Genomic DNA, 22162 nt, shown 5'->3' with positions numbered 1-22162 from the left:
GCTACCAAGCATTACCCGTGCGGCGCCTGGCATGCCGCTGTAGCCGCGGGCGCGTCCATGGCGGGCGGGGGGATACGCTAGAATATAAATAGTTCCTATTTAGATTCTATAGCCAGGTGCGCCTTGCCTACGTCCGACTCGCCGCCCGCCGATCCCGTCGCGCAACTCTATCGTGACCACCACGGCTGGCTGTCGGTCTGGTTGCGCAGGAAGCTGGGCAATTCTTTCGACGCGGCGGATCTGGCCCACGATACCTTCGTGCGGCTGATGGCCGGGCGGCGCAGGACGGACGCGGGCGCCGAGCCGCGCGCGTTGCTGACCCACATTGCGAAGGGCTTGGTGGTGGACCACTGGCGCCGGCGGGCGCTGGAAGAGGCCTATCTGGCCGCGCTGGCGCAATTGCCCGAGCAGCAGGCGCCTTCGCCCGAAGCGCGCGCCCTGATTTTGGAAACCTTGCGCGCCATCGATACGGCGTTGCGGACGCTGTCCGCCAAAACGCGCGAGATCTTCCTGATGTCGCAGTTCGACGGCATGGGCTACGACGCGATCGCGCAAAGCCTGGGCGTGTCGCTGTCCACGGTCAAGCGCCATGTGCAGGCGGCGCTGGCCGCATGCCTGATCGCAAGCCAGGCCGACGCGTGATCGATCCCGCCATCCTGAAGGAAGCGGCCGGCTGGCTGGTGCGCTTCCAATCCGAGACCTTGTCGCCGGCGGACTGCGAGTCCTTCGACCGCTGGCGCGGCCGTAGCGCCGCGCACGCCGCGGCTTGGCAGCGTGCCGAAGAAATGCTGCGCGGATTCGGCCAGGTGCCGCCGCGTGTCGCCGCCGATACCTTGCGGCGGCTGGATCGCCCGCGACGCCGGCAGGCGCTGCGGGCGCTGGCTGGCCTGCTGGTGCTGGGACCGGCGGCCTGGCTGGCCGGACGCGAGCTGCCCTGGCGCGAATGGAGCGCGGATGCGCGCACTGCGACGGGCGAACAGCGCCGCATGAACCTGACCGACGGCACGCAGCTGGTGCTCAACACGGCCAGCGCGGTCGATATCGAATACACCGCCAGGCAGCGCACGTTGTGGCTACGGGCGGGCGAAATCCTGTTGACCACGGGCCGCGACTCGCCACAGCTGCAGCGGCCCTTTGTCGTCCAGACCGCGCAAGGCGCGATACGCGCGCTGGGCACGCGGTTCCTGGTGCGCGACGAAGGCGACGCCGTGCGCGTGGCGGTGTTCGAGGGCGCAGTGGAGATCCGGCCCAAGTCGGCGGGGGCCGGCGCCACGGTGCTGCCGGCCGGGCAGCAGACCGTCTTCAATGGGCGCGAGGTGCGGCCCCAGGCGGCGGTGGACGCCACGGCCGCCTCATGGGAGCAGGGCATGCTCGCCGTGCGCGACTGGCGCCTGGCGGACCTGGTGGATGAGCTGGGCCGGTATCGCCGCGGCGTGTTGCGCTGTGATCCGGCGGTGGCAGGGCTGCGGGTATCGGGGGCATTTCCCTTGAACGACACCGATGCCAGCTTGCGGTTGCTGGAAAAGACCCTGCCCGTGAGAGTGAGCCGGATCACGCCGTACTGGACCACGGTTGCCGCCCGCGCCGGCGTTACAAATTAATCGCAGTCGGGCTGAACCTTTTTTCCGCTTCGTCCGGTGTACCGGGTGAACCGCCGCGTATCGCGCGCCACCCAGACCCTTACGAAGGATAGCTTCATGGTTTCCCGAATCTCCCGTCCGCCATGCCCGGCCCGTGGAACAGCTGTCCTGCCGCCGCTGGCGGCGCTGCTGCGGGCCGCCGGCATGGGCTTGGCCCTGCTGGCTGGGGCGGGGACCACGCCGCCAGCGCTGGCCGCCGACGCCGTCAGCGCGGCGGCGCGCAAGTCCTACGCGATCCCGGCAGGCGCGCTGGGCGATGCGCTGGCCCGGTTCGCCGCCGTCGCGGGCGTGCCGCTGTCGTTCGATCCGGCCATGGTGGCGGGACTGCACAGCAACGGACTGGACGGCGACTACACCGTGAAGGAAGGCTTTTCCCGTTTGCTGTCGGGGTCGGGCTATGGCTTGTCGGAGCAGGGCGGCGGCGCCTATTCGCTGCGCAAGCTGCCGTCGGGGTCCGACGAGTCGGCCACCGTGCTGCCCGCGGTCACCGTCGCCGGCGCCGCTGCGGCTCCCTTCGCGCTGCCGGCGGAGTACGAGGGCGGCCAGGTGGCCAGGGGCGGACGCCTGGGCCTGCTGGGCAACCGCGACGTGATGGATACGCCGTTCAACGTCACCAACTACACCTCGGACCTGTTGGCGAACCGTCAGGCGGTCACGCTGGCCGACGCGCTGAACGTTGAACCCTCGGTGCGTTTCACCGGACAGATCGGCGGCGTGACCGACTCGTTCTACATCCGGGGCTTTCCCATCGGCGAAGGCAACCTGGGCGAAATCGCCTTTGACGGGGTTTATGGCGTGGCGCCCAACTATCACGTCTTCACCGACTACATCGAGCGGGTCGAAGTGCTGAAAGGGCCGGCCGCGCTGCTGTACGGCATGTCGCCCAACAGCGGCGTGGGCGGCGTGATCAACATGGTACCCAAGCGGGCGCTGCCGCAGGACCTGAGCCGCGTGTCCGCCGACTATGTGGGCGACTCGCAATTCGGCGCGCGCGCGGACCTGAGCCGTCGCTTCGGCAAGGACGGGGAATGGGGCGTGCGCGTCAACGGCATGCACCGCCAGGGCGATACGCCGCTGGACAATCTGTATTCGCGCACCGACATCGGCGCGCTGTCGCTGGACTACCAGGGCGAGCGGCTGCGTGCCTCGCTGGACCTGCTGACGCAGAATGAAAAGATCGACGCGCCCACGCGGCCGTTCCTGGTGGCCGCCGGCATCGACGTGCCGCATGCGGCAGATGGACGGCGCAACGCCACCCAGCCCTGGGGCTGGTGGAAGTCAGACGGGCAATCGGCCCTGCTGCGGGTCGAGTACGACATCAGCGACCGCCTGACGGTATTCGCCGACGCGGGCGGCTCGGACACGAACGTGGCGCGTCTGTCGGACCAGACGCCCACCATCGTCAACGCGGCGGGCGACACGGTGGTTACGCCGAACAACTTCAGGTTCGAGGTCAACCGCAGCACCTACAACGCAGGCCTGCGCGCCAAGCTCGACACAGGCCCGGTGCGCCATGCCATCAGCTTCATGGGCAGCCTGTACAGCGACCGGAATTCGCAGGCCAGCGTGATGGGTACGCCGCTCACGTCGAACATCTACCATCCGATCACGCGGCCGCAGCAAGATATCCCGGCGCCGGCCAACGTGCCCAAGATTTCCTCGTCCGATCTTTCCGGCCTGGCGCTGGCCGATACGCTCAGCATCCTGGACGAGCGCGCGCAGCTTACGCTGGGCGTGCGCCAGCAGCGCATCCAATCCCGCAATTTCAATGCCACGACCGGCGCGCGCACCGTCAGCTATGACGAAAGCGCGACCACGCCGCTGGCGGGCATCGTCATCAAGCCCTGGAGCAATGTCTCGCTGTATGCCAACTACATCGAAGGCCTGAGCAAGGGCGACGTGGCGCCGGCCACCGCCTCCAACGCCGGCCAGGTGTTCAAGCCCTACAAGGCCCGGCAGAAGGAAGTGGGCGTGAAGGTGGACCTGGACAGCGCCATGCTGACCCTGAGCGCGTTCGAGATCACCAAGCCCAGCGGCCAGTTGACCAACGGCGTGTACGGCGCGGACAGCGAGCAGCGCAATCGGGGCCTGGAACTGAACCTGGCCGGCGAACCGTGGCGCGGCCTGCGCCTGCTGGGCGGCGTGACCTGGCTGGACGCGGAGCTGACGCGCGCCGGCAATAGTGCTTTGGTCGGCAACCGGCCGGTGGGCGTGCCCAAGGTGTCGGTGAACCTGGGCGCGGAATGGGATACGCCTTGGGTCGCGGGCCTGACCCTGACCGGCAGCGTGATGCACACCGGCAGCGAATACATCAATCAGGCCAATACCCAGTCGGTGCCATCGTGGACCACCTTCGATCTGGGTGCACGCTATGCCACCAAGGTCTATGGCAAGGACCTCACGCTGCGGGCCAACGTGGTGAACGTGTTCAACAAGGCTTACTGGTCGGGAGTGGCCTCGTATGGCACGATCTCCCAAGGGGTGCCGCGCACGTTGATGCTATCCGCGTCGATGGACTTCTGACCGGCGCTAGGACGCCAGCAGCCCGCTGATGCGGGCCAGGTTGTCCAGCGTGCTGCGCAGGTGCTCCGCCAGCTGCGCCGCGGCCTCTTCGTTGCGTTCGTGTTCCAGCAGGTCCAGGATGGCCAGGTGCTGTTCGCAATGCTGCTTGTAGCGGCTGCGGTCTTGCATGGATCGGTACGAAAGTAGCCGGCGCACGCGGTTCACCCGCTTGATCGCGTCGATGAAGAAGGGATTGCCCGAGGCCTCCACCAGAGATTCATGGAAGCGTACGCCGCGCTCGTGCAGCTGGTCGGCGGTGTCGGTGGCGATGCCGCCGTCCAGCAGGTGCTTTTCGGCCGCGCGGCAACGCGCCAGCACCTGTTTGTCGATGTGAAATCCCGGTTCGAGCAGCGCGGCCGGTTCCAGCGCCAGCCGCAGGCGGTAGGACTGCAGCAGGCTGTCAGGGGTGGTCATCATGGATGAAAATTCCCAGCCATAGCCGGGCCGCCGCTCTGCCCAGCCTTCCTGCGCGATGCGGCCCAGCAGGGCTTGGGTCTGCGCCGCCGTCAGGCCATAGCGGGCGCGCAGCAGCGCTTCGCTGCATTGCACGGGCAGTTCGCCGCGCAGCAGTTCATCGGCCAGCTTGAAGTAGCTGTGCGTGACGATGTCGTCGACGGAGGGCGGCGCCAGGTCCCCGTGCAAGTCCGCCAGCGCGGCGTGATCCCGTTCCAGGAAGTAGCCGCGGTTGGGCTTGCGCGAGACGACGCCGCGTTGCTCCAGGATGCCCAGCGCGTCGTTGACCGGCGAGCGCGACAGGCGCAGCCGGTCGGCGATCTTCTGCGCGGTCAGGTGCGCGCCCGCGGGCAGGCGGTCTGCCTGGATCAGCGCCAGGATTTTCGCGGCGGTATTGGATTGGGCGCTCATGCGTTGCGGACGGCGGAATGGATGGTGTCCGAGAGGATAGCGGGAATGACGCCGCCCATGCGCAGCAGCCTGACTTCCAGCCGGGTCTCGACCGCCGCCGTCGCCTGTAGCGTCTCGGCGGCGCCGCCGGCGCGCAGGAGGCGCACGGCCACGGGCATGCGCGGCGTCAGCGCGGCGGCCGGGGCATCGATCTCGATCCGGTCGCCGGGCCGGATGCGCAGTGTTGCCGGCGTGACGCCGGCGGGCAGGCGCAAGGGCAGGATGCCCATGCCGATCAGGTTGGAGCGGTGGATGCGTTCGAAGCTGACCGCCAGCACGCAGCGGATGCCCAGCAGGCGCTGTCCTTTGGCGGCCCAGTCGCGCGAGGAACCCGTGCCATAGCGTTCGCCTGCCACCAGGACCACGGGCTGGCCGGCCCGGGCGTAACGGCCGGCGGCCTCCCAGATCGGCTCCACCCGGCCGCTGGGCGCATGCAGGGTGTGGCCAACCGGCGCTTCGGGTATGAGCAGATTGACGAGGCTCTTGCTGTAGAACGCGGCGCGCAGCATGACCTGCCAGTTGCCGCGGCGCGATGCGAAGACGTTCAGGTCGTTGCGGTCGTCGCCGCGTTCGACCAGGAAGTCGGCGATCAGGCTGTCCGGCGGAATGGCGCTGGCGGGCGACAGGTGATCGGTGGTCACGTCGTCGCCCAGCACCAGCAGGGGATGCGCGGTGTAGCGGCCCAACTGGCCGGCCGCTTCGGTGCTGGCGAACGGCGGGCGGCGCAGCGCGGTGGAGGCGGGGTCCCAGGGAAAGCGCGCCGAGTCTGGCGATTGCAGCGCATGCCAGGCCGGGTTGGCGCTGGCGATCCGGAAGGCCTGGCGGTAATCGGCGGGCTGCTGGCCGGCGGCCAGCGCGGCGTCTATCTCCGCGTCGTCAGGCCAGAGCTCGCGCAGATGGATGGCGCGGCCGTCGGGGGCGGTCTGCACGGGTTCGCAGCTCAGGTCGCGTTCGGCGTCGCCCGCCAACGCGTAGGCGATGACCAGCGCCGGCGACATGAGAAAGCCCAGGTCCAGGTCCGGATGGATGCGGCCAGCGAAATTGCGGTTGCCAGACAGCACCGCCACGGGATGGACCGCGCCCGCCGCCATGGCCGCGCGCACGGGCTCGGGGAGGGGGCCGGAATTGCCGATGCAGGTGGTGCAGCCGTAGCCCACGATGTCGAAGCCCACGGCGGCCAGATCTTCCAGCAGCCCGGCGCGCGCGAGATACGCCGCCGCCGCGGGCGAGCCGGGAGCCAATGAGGTTTTCACCCAGGCGGGCACGCGCAGGCCGGCCTGGCGCGCCTTGCGGGCCAGCAGGCCAGCTGCGGACAGCAGCCGTGGATCCGAGGTATTGGTGCAGCTGGTGATGGCTGCGATCGCCACGGCGTAGCGGGGCAGGCCGCGCGCAGGGACCGCCGGCGCGTCCGCCAAGCCGGCCAGGATGGCCTTGGTGTGTCCGTAGGGATGCAGATCCTGCGGCCGACGCGGCCCGGCCACATGCATCTGCACGCGGTCCAGCGCGATGTCGACGACGCGGGTGTAGCGCGGCGCGGCAGCGGGGTCATAGGCGATGCCGGCGCGCTCGGCGTAGGCCTGTACCTGCGCGATCAGCGTCTCGGGCCGGCCCGTCTGGCGCAGATAGGCCAGCGTCTGCCTGTCGATGGGGAAGTAGCCCGTGGTGGCGCCGTACTCGGGCGCCATGTTGGCCACCACGCAGCGGCTGCCGGCCGGCAGCGTGGCCACGCCGGGTCCGAAGAACTCCACGAATTCGCCGGACACCTGGATCTCGCGCAGGCGCTGCGTCACGGTCAGCGCCAGGTCGGTCGCGCTGACTCCCGCGCTCAGCGCGCCGGTCAGCCGCACGCCGATCACGTCCGGAATGCGCAGCAGCGTGGGCATGCCGAACATCACCGTCTGCGCCTCCAGGCCGCCCACGCCCCAGCCCAGCACGCCGATGCCGTTGACCATGGGCGTGTGGCTGTCGGTACCTATCATCATGTCCGGATGCAGCGCGATGCCGTCGGCGTCTTCCTGCCCGCAAACCACGGTCGCCAGCTGTTCCAGGTTGATGGTGTGCATGATGCCGGTGCCTGGCGGATGGATGCGCACATTCGACAGGGCTTTGGAGGCCCAGCGCAGGAAGCGGTAGCGCTCGGCGTTGCGGCGCAGCTCCAGGTCCAGATTCAATTCCGCGGCGTCGGCGCGCGCATAGGACTGCACCGCCAGCGAATGGTCTACCGACACGTCCACGGGCAGCACGGGATTCAGCGCGGAAGGATCCACGCCGGCCTCGGCCAGCGCGTCGCGCATCGCGGCGATGTCGACCAGGGCCGGGGTGCTGGTGGTGTCGTGCATCAGCACGCGCCCGGGCTGGAAGGCGATCTCGGCTTCGCTGGTGCCGTGCTCCAGCCAGCCAAACAGCGCCGCGGCGGCCGCGTCGCGCTCCGCGTCGTGCATGTTGCGCAGCGCGTTTTCCAGCAGCAGCCGCAGCACTACGGGCAGGCGGAAGTACTGGGCGCCGTACATGCCGGGCAGGTCCAGGCAGGTATGGCGGGCGTCATTGAGGGTGAAGGCGGCGTGGCGGGGCGTGACGGCAGGGATATGCATGACCGTCATTTTGCATATTGAATTGTCAAAATGCAATTGTAGAAAACTGGGACGGATGGCTCGAGGTTCCGCGCCGAAGTCGCCTGGAGCCCGTCCGTCGCGGGCTCAGCGCATGACGGCGTCCAGTGCGCTCGGCGCCGGCGGCATCATGGCCCGCCGTTGCGGATCAGGTCTGTCGGAATTTGATGCCAGGCGAGCCTCCTGCGTTGCGCAGGAGGCCTGCAGTATGCTTACCGGCTTCATGGACATTCCCGACGTTGCTGCAATGACTGATTTTCCCTTCGATGCCGTGCTGTTCGACTGCGACGGCGTCCTGGTCGATTCCGAACCCATCACCAGCCGCGTGCTGACCGACATGCTCAATGAGTTGGGCTGGGGCATCACGCATGCGGAAACCATGCAGATCTTCACGGGCAAGGCCGTCAGGGACGAACTGCCGCTGATCGAGTCGCGCACGGGCGCCACGATCACGCCGGACTGGTTCGATCAGTTCCGCCAGCGCCGCAATGCCGCGCTGGACCGCGACCTGGTCGAGATCCCCGGCGCGCCGGACGCGGTGCGGGCCTTGCACGTGGCCTTGGACGGCCGCATCGCCGTGGCCTCGGGCGCGGACCGCCGCAAGGTGGAGCTGCAGCTGGCCAAGGTCGGCATTGCCGACTGCTTTCGCGAGCGGGTCTTCAGCGGCCACGAAATGCCGCGCAGCAAGCCCTATCCGGACGTGTACCTGGCCGCTGCGCAGGCGCTGGGCGTGGACCCTCGGCGTTGCGCCATCGTGGAAGACACGGTGACCGGCGCCACGGCTGGGGTGGCCGCCGGCGCTACTGTGTTCGGCTACAGCCCCGATGCCAATGGGCATAGCGGCGCCGAAGCCTTGCGCGGCGTGGGCGTGGCCCACGTGTTCACCGACATGGCCGCCTTGCCCGGTCTGCTGGCGGGCTGGCGCCAGGCCGCCTAGGGCCAGACATGCGGGACGGGCTTCAACGCGCGTACTGCTCGCCGCCGTCCAGGTCTATCACCGTGCCGCTCAGGTAGCCCGCGCGCGGCGAGGCGCCGAAGACGATCATGTCGGCCACCTCACCGGGTTCCATCAGGCGTCCGAAAGGCAGGTCCGACAGCGTCTCCTGCCAGCGGTTTTCGTCGCCCCAGCGCGCCTGGGCGCGCTGCTTGGCCAGCGTCAGCACGCGGTCGGTGCGGGTGCGCGAAGGATTCACGCCGAAGACGCGCACGCCGTGGCGCGGCGCATCCCCGCCCAGGGCGCGAGTGAAGGCGATGAGCGAGGCATTGCCTGCCGCGCCGCAGATGTAGTCGGCGCGCGGCGCGGAGCCCGCCATGCCGATGATGTTGGCGATGACGCCCGCGCCGGCGTCGCGCATGCGCGGGTAGTAGTGGCGGGCCAGGTCGATGTAGCCGTGGACTTTCAGTTCCCAGCCCGCGCGCCAGCGCTCGTCCTGCACCTGGTCCAGCGCGCCGCCCGGCACCGCGCCGGCGTTGTTCACCAGGATGTCGATATCGCCCGCTTCCTGGCTCAGGCGTTGCGCCGCGCCGGATTGGGCCAGGTCCAGCGTGACGGCCCGCGCCTGCTTCCCGGTCGCATCGCGTATGGTCTCGGCCGCCGTGCGCAGCGCCGCATCGTCGCGCGCCACCAGTATCGGTTCGGCGCCTTCGCGGGCGAAGGCCAGCGCGCAGGCCAGGCCTATGCCCTTGGATGCGCCCGTGATGAGCACGCGTTTACCGTCTAGCTGCAAATCCATGTAACCCTCCGGTCGTTTCCGTCCGCGATGCCGCGCGACGCCAGGTCGGTTGTAAACCAGTTGTGCCCACATGTGCCAGTGCGTGCGCAGCTTGGCGGCCGTCGCGCGGCGCCTGCTATGCTGGTCCGACCATTTCCCATGAGGGGGCGGCGATGACGGAAATCTGGCTGGAAATCTGGTCCACCGTGCGCAGCGAATTCGCCGACATCCCCGATGTGGGCGAGGCGACCCGCATCGTGCTGCGCCTGGGCATGGCCATGCTGCTGGGCGGCCTGTTGGGTTATGAGCGGGAGCGCAGCGGCAAGGACGCCGGCTTGCGCACCCATATGCTGGTGGCGCTGGGGGCGGCGATCTTCGTGCTGGTGCCGCTGCAAGGCGGCATGGAAGTCGGCGACCTGAGCCGCGTGCTGCAGGGCGTGATCGCCGGCATCGGCTTCCTGGGGGCGGGCGCCATCATCAAGCTGAGCGACGAGCGCGAGATCCGCGGGCTGACCACGTCGGCAGGCATCTGGATGACGGCGGCGATCGGGGTGGCGGCGGGCATGGGACGCGAAGCCACTGCCGTGGTCAGCACCGTGATGGCGCTGTTCGTGCTGGCAGTGCTGCGGCGCGTCGAGGCGCGCATCGCCGCCAGGCACGAGCACAAGGTCATTGCTTCCGACGCCAAGCCGTAGCGGCGTTTCAATTGCCGCCGGACACCTCGATGAACGAACCGCTGGTGTAGCCGGCCTCATCCGAGAACAGCCACATCACGGCGCCTGCGACTTCTTCGACCGTGCCGCCGCGACGCAGCGGAATCGCGCCCTTCAGGCGGTCGACGCGGCCGGGTTCGCCGCCGCTGGCGTGCATGTCGGTGTAGATGGTGCCGGGACGTACGCCGTTGACGCGGATGCCTTCAGGCGCGACTTCCTTGGACAGGCCGATGGTCATCGTGTCCATGGCGCCCTTGGAGGCGGCGTAGTCCACATACTCGTTGGGCGAGCCCAGCCGGGCGGCCACGGACGAGACGTTGACGATGGCGCCGCCCTGGCCGCCATGGCGCGTCGACATGCGGCGCACTGCCTCGCGGGCGCACAGGAAGGCGCCGACCACATTGGTGGACAGCACGCGCAGCAGGCGGTCGGCGCTCATCTGGTCCACGCGCATCTGCTGCTCCAGGATGCCGGCGTTGTTGACCAGCGCGTCGATGCGGCCCAGCTGCTGGTCCAGTTCGCCGTACATGCGCAGCACCTGGTCCTCTTGCGAGACGTCGGCCTGCAGCGCGACGGCGCGGCCGCCGCCCCGCACGATTTCCTCGACCACCGCGCGCGCGGCGTCGGCGTTGGAATGGTAGTTGACGCCTACCGCGTAGCCGCGGCGGGCGGCCAGCCTGGCGACGGCGGCGCCGATGCCGCGGCCGCCGCCGGTGACGAGCATGATCTTTGACATGGCTTGCTCCTGATGGGATTACACCTTAGCAGATGGCGGCGGGCTCAGATCCAGACGTCGTTGGGAGCGCTGCGCTCGCCGCCCTGGTCGCCGGTGTTGCGCACGCCGCGCGGCTCGATCAGCAGCATTTTGACTTCCTCGGGCGCACAGGGCTTGTGCTCCACGCCCTTGGGGACCACGGCCATTTCGCCAGGGCCCAGGTCGATGTGGCCGTCGCGCAGCTGGATGCGCAGACGGCCCTCGATGACGATGAAGGTCTCGTCGGTGTCGGCATGGCTGTGCCACACGAATTCGCCCTGTATTTTCACCAGCTTGAACTGGTAGTCGTTCATCTCGGCGACGACTTTGGGCATCCAGTGTTCGGAGATCAGCGCCAGTTTGTCGGCGAAGTTGATGGTGCGGATTTCGGGCATGGGGAGGACTGTCGCATAGGGTTGAGCAAACCCCAGCATAGAAGGCTGCGCCGACGCCGTCTTGTACGATCGAGCAGCTTTGCGCGAATCCGCGTTCAGCGGCGCAGCATGCGCCGCCAGCGGTCGGGCGCCATGCCGTAGGTCTGGACGTGGCGGCGCGTCAGGTGGCTCTGGTCGGTGAAGCCCGACGCGGCGGCCGCTTGCGCCAGCGGCATGCCCGCGGCGATCAGGCGCCGGGCCTGGTCCAGGCGGCGCAGCATTACGTAGCGGTAGGGGCTGGTGCCGAACAGCGCGCGGAAGTCGCGCGACAGGCTCCAGCGGTCCGTGCCCGCGGCAGCTGACAGCTGTTCCAGGGTGATGGACCGTTCGAGCGAGGCGTGGATGTATTGGCGGGCGCGCTCGGCCGCGGCGTAGTCGGCGCTGCGGCGGCCGGGCTTGCCGCCAGCCGCGGCGCACAGGGCATGGCTCAGCTCGTACAGCGCGTCGTCTTCCTGCAGCGGGTCGATCGGATCATGCGTGTCCTGCAGCAGGCTGGCGCTGGCGGCGTACAGGCGTGGATCGGCCGAGATGCCGCCCGGGATGAATGGCAGCGGCCGTCCGCCCAGGATCTGCTGGATGAGCGCCGGCTCGACGTAGATCATGCGGTAGTGGAAACCGGCTTCGGTGCCGGCCTGGCCGTCGTGGACTTCGTCGGGATGCAGCACGATGGTGCCGCCGGGCAGGCTGTGCCGCAGCCCGCGGCGGTAGTGGAAGCTCTGCACGCCTGACAGCGTGCGGCCGATGGCGTAGGTGTCGTGGCGGTGCATGCCGTAGCCTGGACCGCCGAAATAGGCTTCGATGCGCTCCAGCTGGCCCGAGGGCGCGGCTCGCAATATCCAGTCTTGTTTCAATCCGCCTCCCGCAGCAGCCTCAATCCCACCAGAGGATAGCGCGTTTCCTGCGTGTTCCAGTTGCGGTAGGAGGCGCGCGTGTACAACGCCCAGGTATGCCAGGAGCCGCCGCGCCGTACGCGCACGTTGCCGCTGGCGGGGCCTTGCGGGTCGTCCACGGGTGAATGCGCGTAGTAGTCCTCGCCATACCAGTCCGAGACCCATTCCCAGGCGTTGCCGTGCATGTCGTACAGGCCGAAGGCATTGGGCGCATAGCTGGCGACCGGGGCGGTGAAGGCGTTGCCGTCGGCGCGGGCGGAGGCATGCGCCTGCCATTTGGGCCAGAGCGGCGCGGCGTCGGCGTCGAAGCCGTTGCCGACGTCGGGCATGGCGGCGGGATCGTCGCCGTTCTGGTAGCGGGTGCGCGCGCCGGCGCGGCAGGCGTATTCCCATTCGGCTTCGGTGGGCAGGCGGTAGACCTTGCCTTCGGTCTGGGTCAGCCAGCGGGCCAGCGCCGTGGCGTCGTTCCAGCTGATGTTGACCACGGGATGGTCATCGCCTTGCGCGAAGCCTGGATTGCGCCAGGAATAGCGGCGGTCGCGGCCTTCGAAAGCGTCGCCGCGCTCGGATTTGTCGGGGTCGTACTGCGGGTTGTAGCCATAGCCGCCGGTGCCGTCGGCCTCCGACTCCGGCACGTAGCCGGACGCCTCGATGAAGCGGCGGAACTGGCCCACGGTGACTTCCGTGCGTTCCAGGTAGAACGGACGGGTGATGCGCACCGTATGCACCGGCGCTTCATCGAACAGCTGGGCGTAGCGGTCCGGCGGGTAAAGCGGATAGTCGCGCGCCAGCGCCTCGGGCGTCTCGTCGCTGCCCATCTGGAAGCTGCCGGCCGGCACGCGGACAAAGGTCATGCCCAGCGAATTTTCGATCAGGGCGGGCGGTTCATCCGACCAGGAAGGCGCCGATACGAGGGTGCAGAGCAAAGCCAGGGCGGTGCGTGTGCGCATGGGAATCCGGTAGGCGGAGCATGAGGGGTGCGCAATAGTAGAGCCGCCGCTTGCGCCCGGCCAGACGCGGGGAACCCTCATGCCGCGCTCAGCCGGCGCGGCGGATGGTGAAGTTGATGCGCTGGCTGCCCAGCCGCGGATGCGGCAGGTCCTTGATGGGCATGATGCCGTGGTAGCGCAGCCGGTCGACCCCGCCCCACACGGCCACGTCGCCATGGAACAGCGGCGTGCGGCTGGCCTTGTCCGCGCGCTGGTCGCCGCCGAAGAGAAACATGGCGGGCATGCCCAGCGATACGGAGACGATGGGCGCGCCGTAGTCGCGTTCGTTCCTGTCCTGGTGCAGCGACAGCCGCGAGCCCGGCTCGTAGCGGTTGACCAGGCAGGCGTCTGGCTCGAAGCCAGGAAAACCGGCTTCGGCCGCGGCGGCCTGCGCCAGCTGCATGAAGGCCTGGGGCATGGCGGGCCAGGGCTGGCCGGAGAGCGGATCGATGCGCGCATAGCGGTAGCCGCGCGCATCGCTGGTCCAGCCCAGCTGTCCGCAATTGGTCAGCGCCACCGACATGGTGTAGCCGCCGGGGGTTTCCATGTGCCGGAAGGGCGCCTGCGCGGTCACGGCATCGACCCCCGCGAGGAGCGCGTCCACCAACGGCAGGGCAAAACCGCGCAGCACCACGGATTGCGGGCCGAGCGCGACGCGTCCGCCTTGCGCGGCGCCGTCGTCGCCGTCCTCCCCAAACAGGTCCAGGTTGGTAGCCATGCCGGCCTACAGCAGCGGTTCCAGCGGCAGCAGCGACACGAACCAGACCGACAGGCGTTGCCACACGGTCGTGCCGGGCTCCGTGTCGTGGCGGATGGTGTCGCCATTGCGCTGTTCCAGCCAATAGAGCTGGCCCTTGTCGTCCAGGCAGACGCGGTAGGCGGCTTTGGGGATGTCCTTGTCGAAGGCGTCGGCGATGTGGCGCGCCAGCGTGGGGCTGTCTATGACGAAGCCCAGCTCGGTGTTGAGCTTGGCCGAGCGCGGGTCGAAGTTGAAGGAGCCGACGAAGATGCGCCTGCCGTCGACGGCGAAGGTCTTGGCGTGCAGGCTCGAGCCCGAGCTGCCGAAGGGGCCCATGCTCTTGTTGCGCTCGACTTCGGCGCCCATGCGCTTCATTTCGTAAAGTTCCACGCCGCTGGCCAGCAGATCCTTGCGGCGCTTGGCGTAGCCGGAATGCACCACGGCGACGTCCGTGGCTTCGAGCGCATTGGTGAGGACCTTGACCTTGACGCCGCTGCGCGCCATCTGTCCGAAGGACTCGGTGCCGACGGCGGTAGGCACGAAATAGGGCGACACCAGTTCGAGATCGGTGGTGGGGGTGCCGATGATTTCATGCAGCTGATGCGGCAGCATCGCCTCGGGCGGCGCGGTGCCCAGCGTCTTGCGCGGATCGTCGCTGACCATGCGCGTGTCGGCCCATTCCAGCGTCAGCTCGCCGCGCAGCAGCTGCTGGATGAAGGGCAGCTTGCGCATGGCGTCGGCATAGGCGGCGGCTTCGGGAGAGCGCTCGACCCGGGCGGCGGCCTGTTCCAGTTCGTCCAGTTCGCCGGGGTCGGTTTTCTTAAGCAGCCGGTCGACCGGGTAGGCCGAGTCGCTGGCCCAGTAGCGGTCGAAATCCGTCGACACGTCATTGACCGCGGCGCCGATGGCCAGCACGTCCAGGTCGGTGAAGAGCACGCCGCTGGCCGCGCCGAAGTACTCGTCGCCGACGTTGCGCCCGCCGATGATGGTGGCCTGGTTGTCGGCGGTGAAGGACTTGTTGTGCATGCGGCGGTTCAGGCGGCTGAAGTCCGTCACGTAGCCCAGGGGCTTGGGCCAGCGCAGCACGAAGGGGTTGTACAGCCGCACTTCGATGTTGGGATGCGCGTCCAGGGCGGACAGCTCCTCGTCCAACCCCGAGGTGCCGTTGTCGTCCAGCAGCAGCCGCACCCGCACGCCGCGGTCGGCGGCTTCGTGCAGGGCCTCCAGCAGCATGGTGCCCGTCATGTCCTTGTGCCAGATGTAGTACTGCACATCCAGGCTGCGTTCGGCGGCGCGCGCCAGCAGCATGCGGGCGGCGAAGGCGTCATAGGCGTCGGGCAACGGGTGGATGCCGGACTTGCCCGGGTGCTGGGCAGCAAGCGGCGCGATGGCCCGGCCCAGCGGGGTGTCCTGCGATGCCTCCGGCGTCAGCGCATGGGATTCGCTGCGGTTATCCAGCGGCGGCAAGCCGCAGCCGCTCAGCAGGCTCAGGCAAAGGGCAGTCATCATCAAGGGTTTGGCCAGGTACATGACCCGTATTGTGCCGAAATCGCGGCGCGGGCCGGTTCCGGCAGCCACCTTCCCCTGGGAAGCTTGACGATTTTCCGTATTTGAGAGAAATTCTCTTATATGGAAAACAACATCACCGCCGAGGCCGATCTGGACGGCCGCATCGCCGCCCGGCTCAAGGCGTTGCGCCAGGAGCGCAACTGGTCGCTGGACGAGCTGGCCGCCCGCGCCGGTCTCAGCCGCGCCACCCTGTCCCGCCTGGAAAACGCCGAAGTCAGCCCGACCGCCAGCGCGCTGGGCAAGTTGTGCGCGGCCTATGGCCTGACCATGTCGCGCCTGATGCTGATGGTCGAGGATGACTTCGTGCCGCTGGTGCCGCAGCAGGCGCAGGCCGTGTGGGTGGACGGCAGCGCGGGATTCCGCCGCCGCTCGGTGTCCCCGCCCGCGCAGCAATTGGCGGGCGAGGTGCTGGCGTGCGAACTGGAGCCTGGTACGCGCATCGCCTACGAGCGGTCGCCCCGGCCAGGGCTTGAACACCACCTGCTGATGCTGGACGGCGAGCTGGCCATCACCGTCGATGGGCAGGCGCACCGCCTTTCCCAGGGCGACTGCCTGCGCTACCAGCTATTCGGCGCGAGCGAATTTTCAACCCCGCCGCATTGCGGCGCCCGTTATCTGCTCTTCATCGTCTGAGCCTGCCATGTCCCATCCGAATCCTGAATTGATCCTGCTGTCAGCGGATGCCGCCGACGCTCTCGTGCCCGAGCTGGGCGAACTGCTGCGCGCCTGCGTGCAGGGTGGCGCCAGCGTCAGCTTCGTGCTGCCGTATTCGTCGGGCGACGCGCAGGCGTTCTGGCGAGCCAAGGTGCTGCCGGCGGTCGCCGGCGGCAAGTCGGCGCTGTGGGTGGCGCGACAGGACGGACGCGTCGCGGGATCGGTGCAGCTGGATTGGGACACGCCGCCCAATCAGCCGCACCGCGCCGAGGTGCGCAAGCTGCTGGTGCATCCGGACTTCCGCCGCCGCGGCCTGGCCCGTGCCTTGCTGGCCGAAGCGGAAGCCATGGCGCGGCGCCAGGGACGCAGCCTGATCACGCTGGACACGCGCACGGGCGATAGCGCCGAGCCGCTGTACGCGTCGCAGGGCTATCAGACCGTGGGAGTGATACCGGGATTCAGCCGCGATCCGCATGATGCCGCCAAGCTCGACGGCACCACCATCATGTACAAGCAGCTGTAGCGGACGCTGCCGCCGCGGGCGGCAGCGGCAGGGCTTTAGCCCAGGGGCTTGATGCCCACGCTGTAAGGCGGGGCATTGCCGCGCGCCGGAGCCTTGATCTTCAGCATCGAGCCGCCGGGGGTGAATTCGAATTCCTGGTACGGAACCTCGAACCACTGGTGAAAGCTGGTGCGCGAGAATTCCGGCACCCAGACCTTGGCGCGCTTGGGATCGCAGTGGAACTCGACCAGCGTGCGGTCTATGCCCAGCGGGCGGGTATTGCCGATGCGGTAGCTGACTTTGAGTTCGGCGCGCTCGGTCGAGCCGGGGCGCCAGGCCAGGCCGACGGATTCCATGAATTTTTCGATCGCCTCGATACCGCGATGCATGACTGACTCCGAATGCGGGCGGGCACGTGGCCCGGAAAAACTGTGCCGTTCCCCGCGGCGCCGCGGGAAACACCCGAATTATCCGTCATTCCAGCTGCGGGCGCTTCCAGGCTTGCATGCCGTCAATCGGCGCCATTGAACAAAGCAAATGGACGGCGCGCGGCCAGGCCCGCACCATGGCATCCATGTCCTCTATAAGACCTGCGCGGCCCGCGCCGGTCCGGACGCGAAATCCTAGGAGTCATCATGGCAAATTTCATACTGGCATTGGTCAACGCGGAACTCTCTCTCTTCGGCGTCGAGACGCCTGGCGCGGCGCAGGAACCGTCAGCAGCGCCGCAGGCGGCAAGCGCGCCCGCATTCGACAGCGAACACTACCGCAGCGCGCTGGGCTGAGCGCCAGCGGAACACACCGTTGCAGGAATAGGCAGGATTCACGCAAGAACGAGCCTGTACGCGCAGGCTCGCGATTCTTACCATCTCTTCCAGGGTCGAGACGGCGTGTCCATTGCGGATGCGCTGGCTCTGCCACGCTGCCGGGCGCATTGCCGGCAGCGCACGCAAGGGAAGGGAATCGCATGAATACCGAAAAAATCTGGTTGGTGACGGACGCATCCGCGGGGCTGGGCCTGGTCCTGGTGAAGATGCTGCTGGACTTGGGCCACAAGGTCGCGGCGACCTCGCAGGACGGCGATGCGCTGCTGGACGCGGTGGGCGCCAAGCTGGAGGGGCAGTTCCTGCCCCTGACGGTGGACCTGGCCGACGAGCGCAAGGTGCAGCGCGCGGTGGATGCCACGGTGGCCGCCTTCGGCGGCCTGGACGTGGTGGTGAACAACGCGGGCCATGGCCTGCGCGGCGCGCTGGATAGCCTGCCGGACGAGGACCTGAGAGGCACCTTCGACATCAATGTGTTTGCCACGCTGAACGTGATCCGCGCGGTCCTGCCGCGCATGCGCGCGCAGCGCAGCGGGCACGTCTTCAACATCTCGTCGATCCTGGGCTTCGATGGCGGCAGGGCCGATTGGGGCGCTTATAGCGCCGCCAAGTTCGCCGTCAGCGGCCTGACCGAAGCCCTGGCCGCCGAGGCCGCGCCATTCGGCATCCGGGTGTCGCTGGTCTACCCGGGCGCGTTGCGCACGGCGGACGGCGAGCAAGCGCCCGAACTCGCGGCGCGCAATGCGCAGGCGCGCGACGCGGACGGCGATCCGGCCAAGATGGCGCGCACGCTGATCAACGCGGCGCAGGCGCAATATGCGCCCCTGCACCTGTTCCTGGGGCGCGACGCCTTCGACCAGGCGCGCGCCAAGATCCAGTCGGTGCAGCAGGAACTGGCGCGCTGGCGCGAGATGTCCGTGTCCATCGGCTTCGTGGACGAAAGGCGGATGGCCGCCTGACGCTCCGGCTGAGAGCCGGGCTCAGGCCGTCCAGCCCCGCACCGCCTGGTAGGCGCCCAACAGCGCCAGGCTCACCATGAAGCAGCGCTTGAAGGCCTGCGCCGACATCCTGCCGCGCAGCCATGTGCCCAGCGCCATGCCGGCCAGCGCCGGCAGCAACATCAGCAGGGACGCGCCGGCGGCTTCGGGCGTGTAGCCGCCGGTGACGCCCAGGCCGATCGCCAACGCCACGGTGGACACCGTGAACGAGATGCCCATGGCCTGGATCAGGCCGTCCTTGCCCAGGTTCAGGGCTTGCAGATAAGGCACCGCGGGGATGACGAACACGCCGGTCGCCGCGGTGATGACCCCGGTAATGGCGCCGACCGATACGCCCACCAGCCCTTGATGGCGCTGCGGCGCCCTGGGCGGCGAGCCGAACAGGCCCCAGGCGGCATAGGCCACCAGGGCCAGCCCCAGGCACACGCTGGCCCAGTGTCCCGAAGGCGGACCCAGCCACAACGCGCCGCCTATCGTGCCCGCGCAGACGCCGGCCTGCATCGCGCCGATGCGGCGCAGCACCTGGGGCAGCGTGACCCAAGGCCGGGCCTGCCAGAGGTTGGTGATGAGGGACGGCACGATCAGCAATGCCGCGGCCTGGGCGGGAGCCATGACCAGCGCCAGCATGGCCATGGAGATGGTGGGCAGTCCCAGCCCTACGACGCCCTTGACCACGCCGGCCAGGATGAATACCGATACGGTGACGGCAAGCAGCACGGGCGTGCCGCCGGGAAACAGGTCCAGGAGGTTCATGCGGGCTCGCAGCGGACGGTGAGGCCGTCGCGCGGACGGCCGAACAGGGCGTAGGCGACGTCGTCCGCGCCCTTGCCGTCCTGGCGCGCGGCGCGCAGCAGCCACCGCCGTCCCTCGCACAGGTCGGCCCGCAGGGACTCACCGTAGAGCGTCGGGCCGCCCAGCAGGGCGATGCCCAGCATGCGCTGCGCGGGCGCGTGGCCGTCACTGGCGGCCGCGCGCAGCCACTGCGTCATGGCGGCATAGTCGCCCAGGGTCTGGGCTTCCAGCGCCAGCGCGTATTTCTGCGCTGGCGTGGTGTGAGGGTCCAGGCTGGCGGCTACGGCCAAACCTGAGCCTTGCAGGCTCAGGGCCAGCAGGGCAAGAGCGGGCCAATGGACCCGGGGGCGCCGCGATATGATGGTTTTCATGGGATTTCCCTGGATTGGAAGGGCGGGAGTTCATTGTCATCCGCAGCGCCTTGGATCTTGTATCGGGATCTCGCGTAGTTATCCTATGGCACAGCCTGAGGCTTGCCGTGCTACGCTTTTCGCATGCGATTCGACCTCACCGATCTGCGGCTGTTCCTCAACGTACAGGAAACCGGCTCCATCACCGCGGGGGCCAAGCGCTCCCACATGACGTTGGCATCGGCCAGCGAACGCATCCGCGGCATGGAGGACACGCTGGGCGTGCCGCTGCTGCTGCGCGAGCCGCGCGGGGTCGAGCCCACGCCGGCGGGCCGCACGCTGGCGCACCATGCGCGCGTGGTGCTGGCGCAGATGGATCGCATGCGCGGCGAGCTGGACCATTACGGCCTGGGGTTGAAAGGGTTGGTGCGCGTGCTGTGCAACACCACGGCCCTGAGCGAATACCTGCCGCCGGTGCTGGGCGCATTTCTCAAGGACCATCCCCGCGTCTCGGTGGACCTGGAAGAACGCTTGAGCCACGAGATCGCCGACGCGTTGCGGGCAGGCGCCTGCGACATCGGCGTGCTGGCCGATTCGGCCGATCTGCACGGCCTGCATACGCAGACCTTCCGGCATGATCCCCTGACGCTGATCGTGCCGCCGGACCACGCGCTGGCCGGCCGCCAGTCGGTGCTGCTGGCCGACGTGGCCGACCAGGAATTCGTCGGGCTGGTCGAGGGCAGCGCCTTGCAGGAACACATCGCCCATCACGCGCGGCGTGGCGGCAAGGCCTTGTCGTACCGCGTGCGGCTGCGCAGTTTCGATGCCGTGTGCCGGATGGTGGGGCAGGGCGTGGGCATTGCCATCGTGCCGCGCGTGGCGGCGGCGCGTTATGGCCGGGCCGCGGGTGTGCGGCGCGTGGCGTTGGCCGACGATTGGGCCGCGCGCGACCTGGTGCTATGCGTGCGCGACACGCTGCCGGCCTACGCGGCAGCGCTGGTGGAATACGCGCTGCGCGACGCGCCTGCGCGCCCGGACCGCTAGGAGCGCGCGAACAGCCGGCGCCAGCCCTGGACCGGGCGGTCGAACCAGGAGCCCGACGCGACGGCGCCCAGGATGACCAGGCCATAGACGCACATCGCCAGCGCCGCGATGGCGAAGAACAGGCTCAGCGATCCCGTCAGGCGCAAGGCAATGGCGCCGGCGCCGATGCCGAGCAGCAGACGCAGGAATCCCGCGATCAGCGGCCATTTCAGGCGGCCGGCGCCCTGCGAAGCGAAGTACATCGAGAAACCCAGGGCGAAGAAGCCGTAGACCGGGCCGACGGTGCGCAGATAGCTGGCGCCGGCTTCCAGCATATGGTCCTGCGCGCCGAACAGGCGCAGCCAGGCCTCGGGGAAGAACGCCGCCGCCAGTCCGATGGCCTCCGCCAGCACAAAGGCCATCGCGCCGCCGGTCAGGGCGATGCGCAGCGCGCGTTCGGGCTGGCCCGCGCCGATGTTGGACCCCACCATTGCCACCATGGGCGCGCCCAAGCCGAAGGCGATGGGCATCAGCAGGTACTCCAGGCGCACGGCGATGCCATAGCCGGCGACCGCTGCGGTGCCGGCATAGGCGCCGACCAGGGCCGCCGTCAGCGCCACCAGGGCGTTGGTCAGGAGGGGATTGATGGTGGCCAGGGCGCCCACGCTGAGGATATTGCGCATCAGGCCCGGATAGAGGCGGCTGGGCACCAGCCGCGCCGCGTTGCGTCCGCTGGCGCAGTACAGGCCCAGGATCAGCGCGCCCAGGGCGTAGTAGATCACCAGCGCCCAGCCGCCGCCGGCCACGCCCAGCGCGGGAAAAGGCCCCCAGCCGAAGATCAGGCACGGAGACAGCGGGATCAGCAGCAGGGCGCCGCCGCAGATCACGGCGCCAGGCACCAGCATGTTGCCCGTGCCGCGGATGGCGCTGGCGCACGCGTTCATCAGCCACATCAGGACGATGCCGCCGAAGATGACGTCGGAATAGGCCAGGGCGGCCTCTAGCGCCTCTCCCTCGGCGCCCAGCGCGCGGTAAAGCCACGGGCCGCCAAGCAGCAGCAGTGCGCAAAACGCCAGGCCCAGCAGGCCGTTGAGCACCACGGCGTGCAGCACCAACTGGTCCGCCTCGCGCTGCCGGCCGCCGCCCAGCGATCTTGCGACCGCGGCCGAGATGCCGCCGCCCATCGCGCCTTGCGACATGTTCTGCATCAGCATCAGCACCGGCACCACCAATGCCACGCCCGCCAGCACCGGCGTGCCCAAGCGCGCCAGGAACCAGGTCTCGATCAAGCCGGTGGAGGACTGCGCCAGCATCATCAGGATGTTCGGCCACGCCAGGCGCGCCAGCGTGGGGGCGATGGGCGCATGCAGCATGGCCTGCAGGCGCGCATTGGCGGGACGGGGCGGCGGTGGCGCGGACATGGGAAGGAACCCTTGGGTGGCGTTCGAATATTTACGTGCATATGCCAATAAAAGTCAAGATTGCGCTAGACTCGATTCCACGCC

At 68.8% G+C, this 22162-nt stretch carries 23 protein-coding genes; 10 read left to right on the top strand and 13 right to left on the bottom strand.

Annotated elements, in window-relative coordinates; all coding sequences use genetic code 11:
• The first annotated feature begins 123 nt into the window (after nt 1-123).
• The 3 genes from IB259_RS12990 (at nt 124) to IB259_RS12980 (ending at nt 4163) form a co-directional block, all read left to right on the top strand.
• Nucleotides 124-642 carry a sigma-70 family RNA polymerase sigma factor gene (locus tag IB259_RS12990; protein ID WP_175212511.1) on the top strand — a complete coding sequence of 173 codons (519 nt, stop codon included), beginning with the start codon at nt 124-126 and terminating at the stop codon, nt 640-642.
• A complete protein-coding gene (locus IB259_RS12985) occupies nt 612-1601 on the top strand; it encodes a FecR domain-containing protein (protein ID WP_175180710.1) in 990 nt (329 codons plus the stop codon). The genes IB259_RS12990 and IB259_RS12985 overlap by 31 nt, the downstream gene beginning before the upstream one ends.
• Nucleotides 1602-1697: 96 nt before the next feature.
• Nucleotides 1698-4163, top strand: coding sequence for a TonB-dependent receptor (locus IB259_RS12980; protein ID WP_192329204.1), 2466 nt, complete (start codon nt 1698-1700; stop codon nt 4161-4163).
• A gap of 6 nt (nt 4164-4169) precedes the next feature.
• Here the strand turns inward: IB259_RS12980 and IB259_RS12975 are convergent, their stop codons facing one another.
• Together IB259_RS12975 and acnA are read right to left on the bottom strand one after the other, a co-directional pair.
• On the bottom strand, nt 4170-5066 hold the full coding sequence (locus tag IB259_RS12975; protein WP_175180712.1) for a GntR family transcriptional regulator: 897 nt from the start codon (nt 5064-5066) through the stop codon (nt 4170-4172).
• Nucleotides 5063-7696: an aconitate hydratase AcnA gene (acnA, locus tag IB259_RS12970; RefSeq protein WP_192329202.1), complete on the bottom strand. Its 2634-nt coding sequence runs from the start codon at nt 7694-7696 to the stop codon at nt 5063-5065. The genes IB259_RS12975 and acnA overlap by 4 nt, the downstream gene beginning before the upstream one ends.
• Nucleotides 7697-7961: 265 nt before the next feature.
• On the opposite strand from acnA, the gene IB259_RS12965 reads away from it, so the two are divergent.
• Nucleotides 7962-8651 carry an HAD family phosphatase gene (locus tag IB259_RS12965; RefSeq protein WP_175160182.1) on the top strand — a complete coding sequence of 230 codons (690 nt, stop codon included), beginning with the start codon at nt 7962-7964 and terminating at the stop codon, nt 8649-8651.
• 22 nt (nt 8652-8673) lie between these two features.
• On the opposite strand, the gene IB259_RS12960 is transcribed toward IB259_RS12965, so the two are convergent.
• A complete protein-coding gene (locus IB259_RS12960; protein ID WP_054451684.1) occupies nt 8674-9447 on the bottom strand; it encodes an SDR family oxidoreductase in 774 nt (257 codons plus the stop codon).
• Between the two features lie 152 nt (nt 9448-9599).
• On the opposite strand from IB259_RS12960, the gene IB259_RS12955 reads away from it, so the two are divergent.
• Nucleotides 9600-10121 (top strand): MgtC/SapB family protein, encoded by a 522-nt coding sequence (locus IB259_RS12955; protein WP_054451683.1) that lies wholly within the window; start codon nt 9600-9602, stop codon nt 10119-10121.
• 7 nt (nt 10122-10128) lie between these two features.
• Here the strand turns inward: IB259_RS12955 and IB259_RS12950 are convergent, their stop codons facing one another.
• From IB259_RS12950 to IB259_RS12925, 6 genes are all read right to left on the bottom strand, one after another.
• Nucleotides 10129-10875, bottom strand: a complete 747-nt coding sequence (locus IB259_RS12950) for an SDR family oxidoreductase (protein ID WP_054451682.1) — start codon at nt 10873-10875, stop codon at nt 10129-10131.
• A gap of 44 nt (nt 10876-10919) precedes the next feature.
• Nucleotides 10920-11288, bottom strand: a complete 369-nt coding sequence (locus tag IB259_RS12945) for a cupin domain-containing protein (protein ID WP_054451681.1) — start codon at nt 11286-11288, stop codon at nt 10920-10922.
• A 95-nt stretch (nt 11289-11383) separates the two neighbouring features.
• Entirely contained in the window at nt 11384-12178 is a 795-nt protein-coding gene (locus IB259_RS12940) for an AraC family transcriptional regulator (protein WP_119451084.1), read from the bottom strand.
• Entirely contained in the window at nt 12175-13167 is a 993-nt protein-coding gene (locus IB259_RS12935) for a formylglycine-generating enzyme family protein (RefSeq protein ID WP_156337327.1), read from the bottom strand. The genes IB259_RS12940 and IB259_RS12935 overlap by 4 nt, the downstream gene beginning before the upstream one ends.
• A gap of 88 nt (nt 13168-13255) precedes the next feature.
• A complete protein-coding gene (gene alkB, locus IB259_RS12930; protein WP_192329200.1) occupies nt 13256-13924 on the bottom strand; it encodes a DNA oxidative demethylase AlkB in 669 nt (222 codons plus the stop codon).
• A gap of 6 nt (nt 13925-13930) precedes the next feature.
• On the bottom strand, nt 13931-15475 hold the full coding sequence (locus IB259_RS12925) for a phospholipase D family protein (RefSeq protein WP_119451081.1): 1545 nt from the start codon (nt 15473-15475) through the stop codon (nt 13931-13933).
• A gap of 99 nt (nt 15476-15574) precedes the next feature.
• Between IB259_RS12925 and IB259_RS12920 the strand changes: the two genes are divergently transcribed.
• Entirely contained in the window at nt 15575-16147 is a 573-nt protein-coding gene (locus IB259_RS12920; RefSeq protein ID WP_054451678.1) for a helix-turn-helix domain-containing protein, read from the top strand.
• Between the two features lie 7 nt (nt 16148-16154).
• Nucleotides 16155-16691: a GNAT family N-acetyltransferase gene (locus IB259_RS12915; RefSeq protein WP_192329198.1), complete on the top strand. Its 537-nt coding sequence runs from the start codon at nt 16155-16157 to the stop codon at nt 16689-16691.
• A 35-nt stretch (nt 16692-16726) separates the two neighbouring features.
• Here the strand turns inward: IB259_RS12915 and IB259_RS12910 are convergent, their stop codons facing one another.
• The gene (locus tag IB259_RS12910; RefSeq protein WP_054451676.1) at nt 16727-17059 is read right to left on the bottom strand and encodes a hypothetical protein; all 333 of its coding nucleotides are present in this window, start codon (nt 17057-17059) and stop codon (nt 16727-16729) included.
• A gap of 246 nt (nt 17060-17305) precedes the next feature.
• Between IB259_RS12910 and IB259_RS12905 the strand changes: the two genes are divergently transcribed.
• Both IB259_RS12905 and IB259_RS12900 read left to right on the top strand, forming a co-directional pair.
• Nucleotides 17306-17455 carry a hypothetical protein gene (locus tag IB259_RS12905; protein ID WP_165867857.1) on the top strand — a complete coding sequence of 50 codons (150 nt, stop codon included), beginning with the start codon at nt 17306-17308 and terminating at the stop codon, nt 17453-17455.
• Between the two features lie 182 nt (nt 17456-17637).
• A complete protein-coding gene (locus IB259_RS12900) occupies nt 17638-18453 on the top strand; it encodes an SDR family NAD(P)-dependent oxidoreductase (RefSeq protein WP_119451080.1) in 816 nt (271 codons plus the stop codon).
• Between the two features lie 21 nt (nt 18454-18474).
• On the opposite strand, the gene IB259_RS12895 is transcribed toward IB259_RS12900, so the two are convergent.
• Both IB259_RS12895 and IB259_RS12890 read right to left on the bottom strand, forming a co-directional pair.
• A complete protein-coding gene (locus IB259_RS12895) occupies nt 18475-19245 on the bottom strand; it encodes a sulfite exporter TauE/SafE family protein (RefSeq protein WP_192329196.1) in 771 nt (256 codons plus the stop codon).
• On the bottom strand, nt 19242-19655 hold the full coding sequence (locus IB259_RS12890; RefSeq protein ID WP_175160173.1) for a sel1 repeat family protein: 414 nt from the start codon (nt 19653-19655) through the stop codon (nt 19242-19244). Before IB259_RS12890 ends, IB259_RS12895 begins: the two co-directional genes overlap by 4 nt.
• A 123-nt stretch (nt 19656-19778) precedes the next feature.
• On the opposite strand from IB259_RS12890, the gene IB259_RS12885 reads away from it, so the two are divergent.
• The gene (locus IB259_RS12885; protein WP_054451672.1) at nt 19779-20678 is read left to right on the top strand and encodes a LysR family transcriptional regulator; all 900 of its coding nucleotides are present in this window, start codon (nt 19779-19781) and stop codon (nt 20676-20678) included.
• Here the strand turns inward: IB259_RS12885 and IB259_RS12880 are convergent.
• The gene (locus IB259_RS12880; protein WP_192329194.1) at nt 20675-22078 is read right to left on the bottom strand and encodes an MATE family efflux transporter; all 1404 of its coding nucleotides are present in this window, start codon (nt 22076-22078) and stop codon (nt 20675-20677) included. The genes IB259_RS12885 and IB259_RS12880 overlap by 4 nt on opposite strands.
• Between the last annotated feature and the right edge of the window lie 84 nt (nt 22079-22162).

Origin of the sequence: Achromobacter sp. ACM04 (genome assembly GCF_014851465.1) — a bacterium.
GTDB lineage: Bacteria > Pseudomonadota > Gammaproteobacteria > Burkholderiales > Burkholderiaceae_B > Achromobacter > Achromobacter aegrifaciens.
The sequence above is the reverse complement of the archived record's forward strand: the minus strand, read 5'-3'. Positions and strand labels throughout refer to the sequence as shown.

Excerpts from the sequence above, each read along its gene's own strand:
- IB259_RS12880 (WP_192329194.1), bottom strand. The coding sequence starts at position 22,078 with ATGTCCGCGCCACCGCCGCCCCGTCCCGCCAATGCGCGCCTGCAGGCC.
- IB259_RS12910 (WP_054451676.1), bottom strand. The coding sequence starts at position 17,059 with ATGCATCGCGGTATCGAGGCGATCGAAAAATTCATGGAATCCGTCGGC.
- IB259_RS12895 (WP_192329196.1), bottom strand. The coding sequence starts at position 19,245 with ATGAACCTCCTGGACCTGTTTCCCGGCGGCACGCCCGTGCTGCTTGCC.
- IB259_RS12950 (WP_054451682.1), bottom strand. The coding sequence starts at position 10,875 with ATGTCAAAGATCATGCTCGTCACCGGCGGCGGCCGCGGCATCGGCGCC.
- IB259_RS12975 (WP_175180712.1), bottom strand. The coding sequence starts at position 5,066 with ATGAGCGCCCAATCCAATACCGCCGCGAAAATCCTGGCGCTGATCCAG.
- IB259_RS12980 (WP_192329204.1), top strand. The coding sequence starts at position 1,698 with ATGGTTTCCCGAATCTCCCGTCCGCCATGCCCGGCCCGTGGAACAGCT.
- IB259_RS12985 (WP_175180710.1), top strand. The coding sequence starts at position 612 with ATGCCTGATCGCAAGCCAGGCCGACGCGTGATCGATCCCGCCATCCTG.
- IB259_RS12935 (WP_156337327.1), bottom strand. The coding sequence starts at position 13,167 with ATGCGCACACGCACCGCCCTGGCTTTGCTCTGCACCCTCGTATCGGCG.
- alkB (WP_192329200.1), bottom strand. The coding sequence starts at position 13,924 with ATGGCTACCAACCTGGACCTGTTTGGGGAGGACGGCGACGACGGCGCC.
- IB259_RS12905 (WP_165867857.1), top strand. The coding sequence starts at position 17,306 with ATGGCAAATTTCATACTGGCATTGGTCAACGCGGAACTCTCTCTCTTC.
- IB259_RS12885 (WP_054451672.1), top strand. The coding sequence starts at position 19,779 with ATGCGATTCGACCTCACCGATCTGCGGCTGTTCCTCAACGTACAGGAA.
- IB259_RS12955 (WP_054451683.1), top strand. The coding sequence starts at position 9,600 with ATGACGGAAATCTGGCTGGAAATCTGGTCCACCGTGCGCAGCGAATTC.
- IB259_RS12890 (WP_175160173.1), bottom strand. The coding sequence starts at position 19,655 with ATGAAAACCATCATATCGCGGCGCCCCCGGGTCCATTGGCCCGCTCTT.
- IB259_RS12945 (WP_054451681.1), bottom strand. The coding sequence starts at position 11,288 with ATGCCCGAAATCCGCACCATCAACTTCGCCGACAAACTGGCGCTGATC.
- IB259_RS12925 (WP_119451081.1), bottom strand. The coding sequence starts at position 15,475 with ATGTACCTGGCCAAACCCTTGATGATGACTGCCCTTTGCCTGAGCCTG.
- IB259_RS12915 (WP_192329198.1), top strand. The coding sequence starts at position 16,155 with ATGTCCCATCCGAATCCTGAATTGATCCTGCTGTCAGCGGATGCCGCC.
- acnA (WP_192329202.1), bottom strand. The coding sequence starts at position 7,696 with ATGCATATCCCTGCCGTCACGCCCCGCCACGCCGCCTTCACCCTCAAT.
- IB259_RS12920 (WP_054451678.1), top strand. The coding sequence starts at position 15,575 with ATGGAAAACAACATCACCGCCGAGGCCGATCTGGACGGCCGCATCGCC.
- IB259_RS12965 (WP_175160182.1), top strand. The coding sequence starts at position 7,962 with ATGACTGATTTTCCCTTCGATGCCGTGCTGTTCGACTGCGACGGCGTC.
- IB259_RS12960 (WP_054451684.1), bottom strand. The coding sequence starts at position 9,447 with ATGGATTTGCAGCTAGACGGTAAACGCGTGCTCATCACGGGCGCATCC.
- IB259_RS12900 (WP_119451080.1), top strand. The coding sequence starts at position 17,638 with ATGAATACCGAAAAAATCTGGTTGGTGACGGACGCATCCGCGGGGCTG.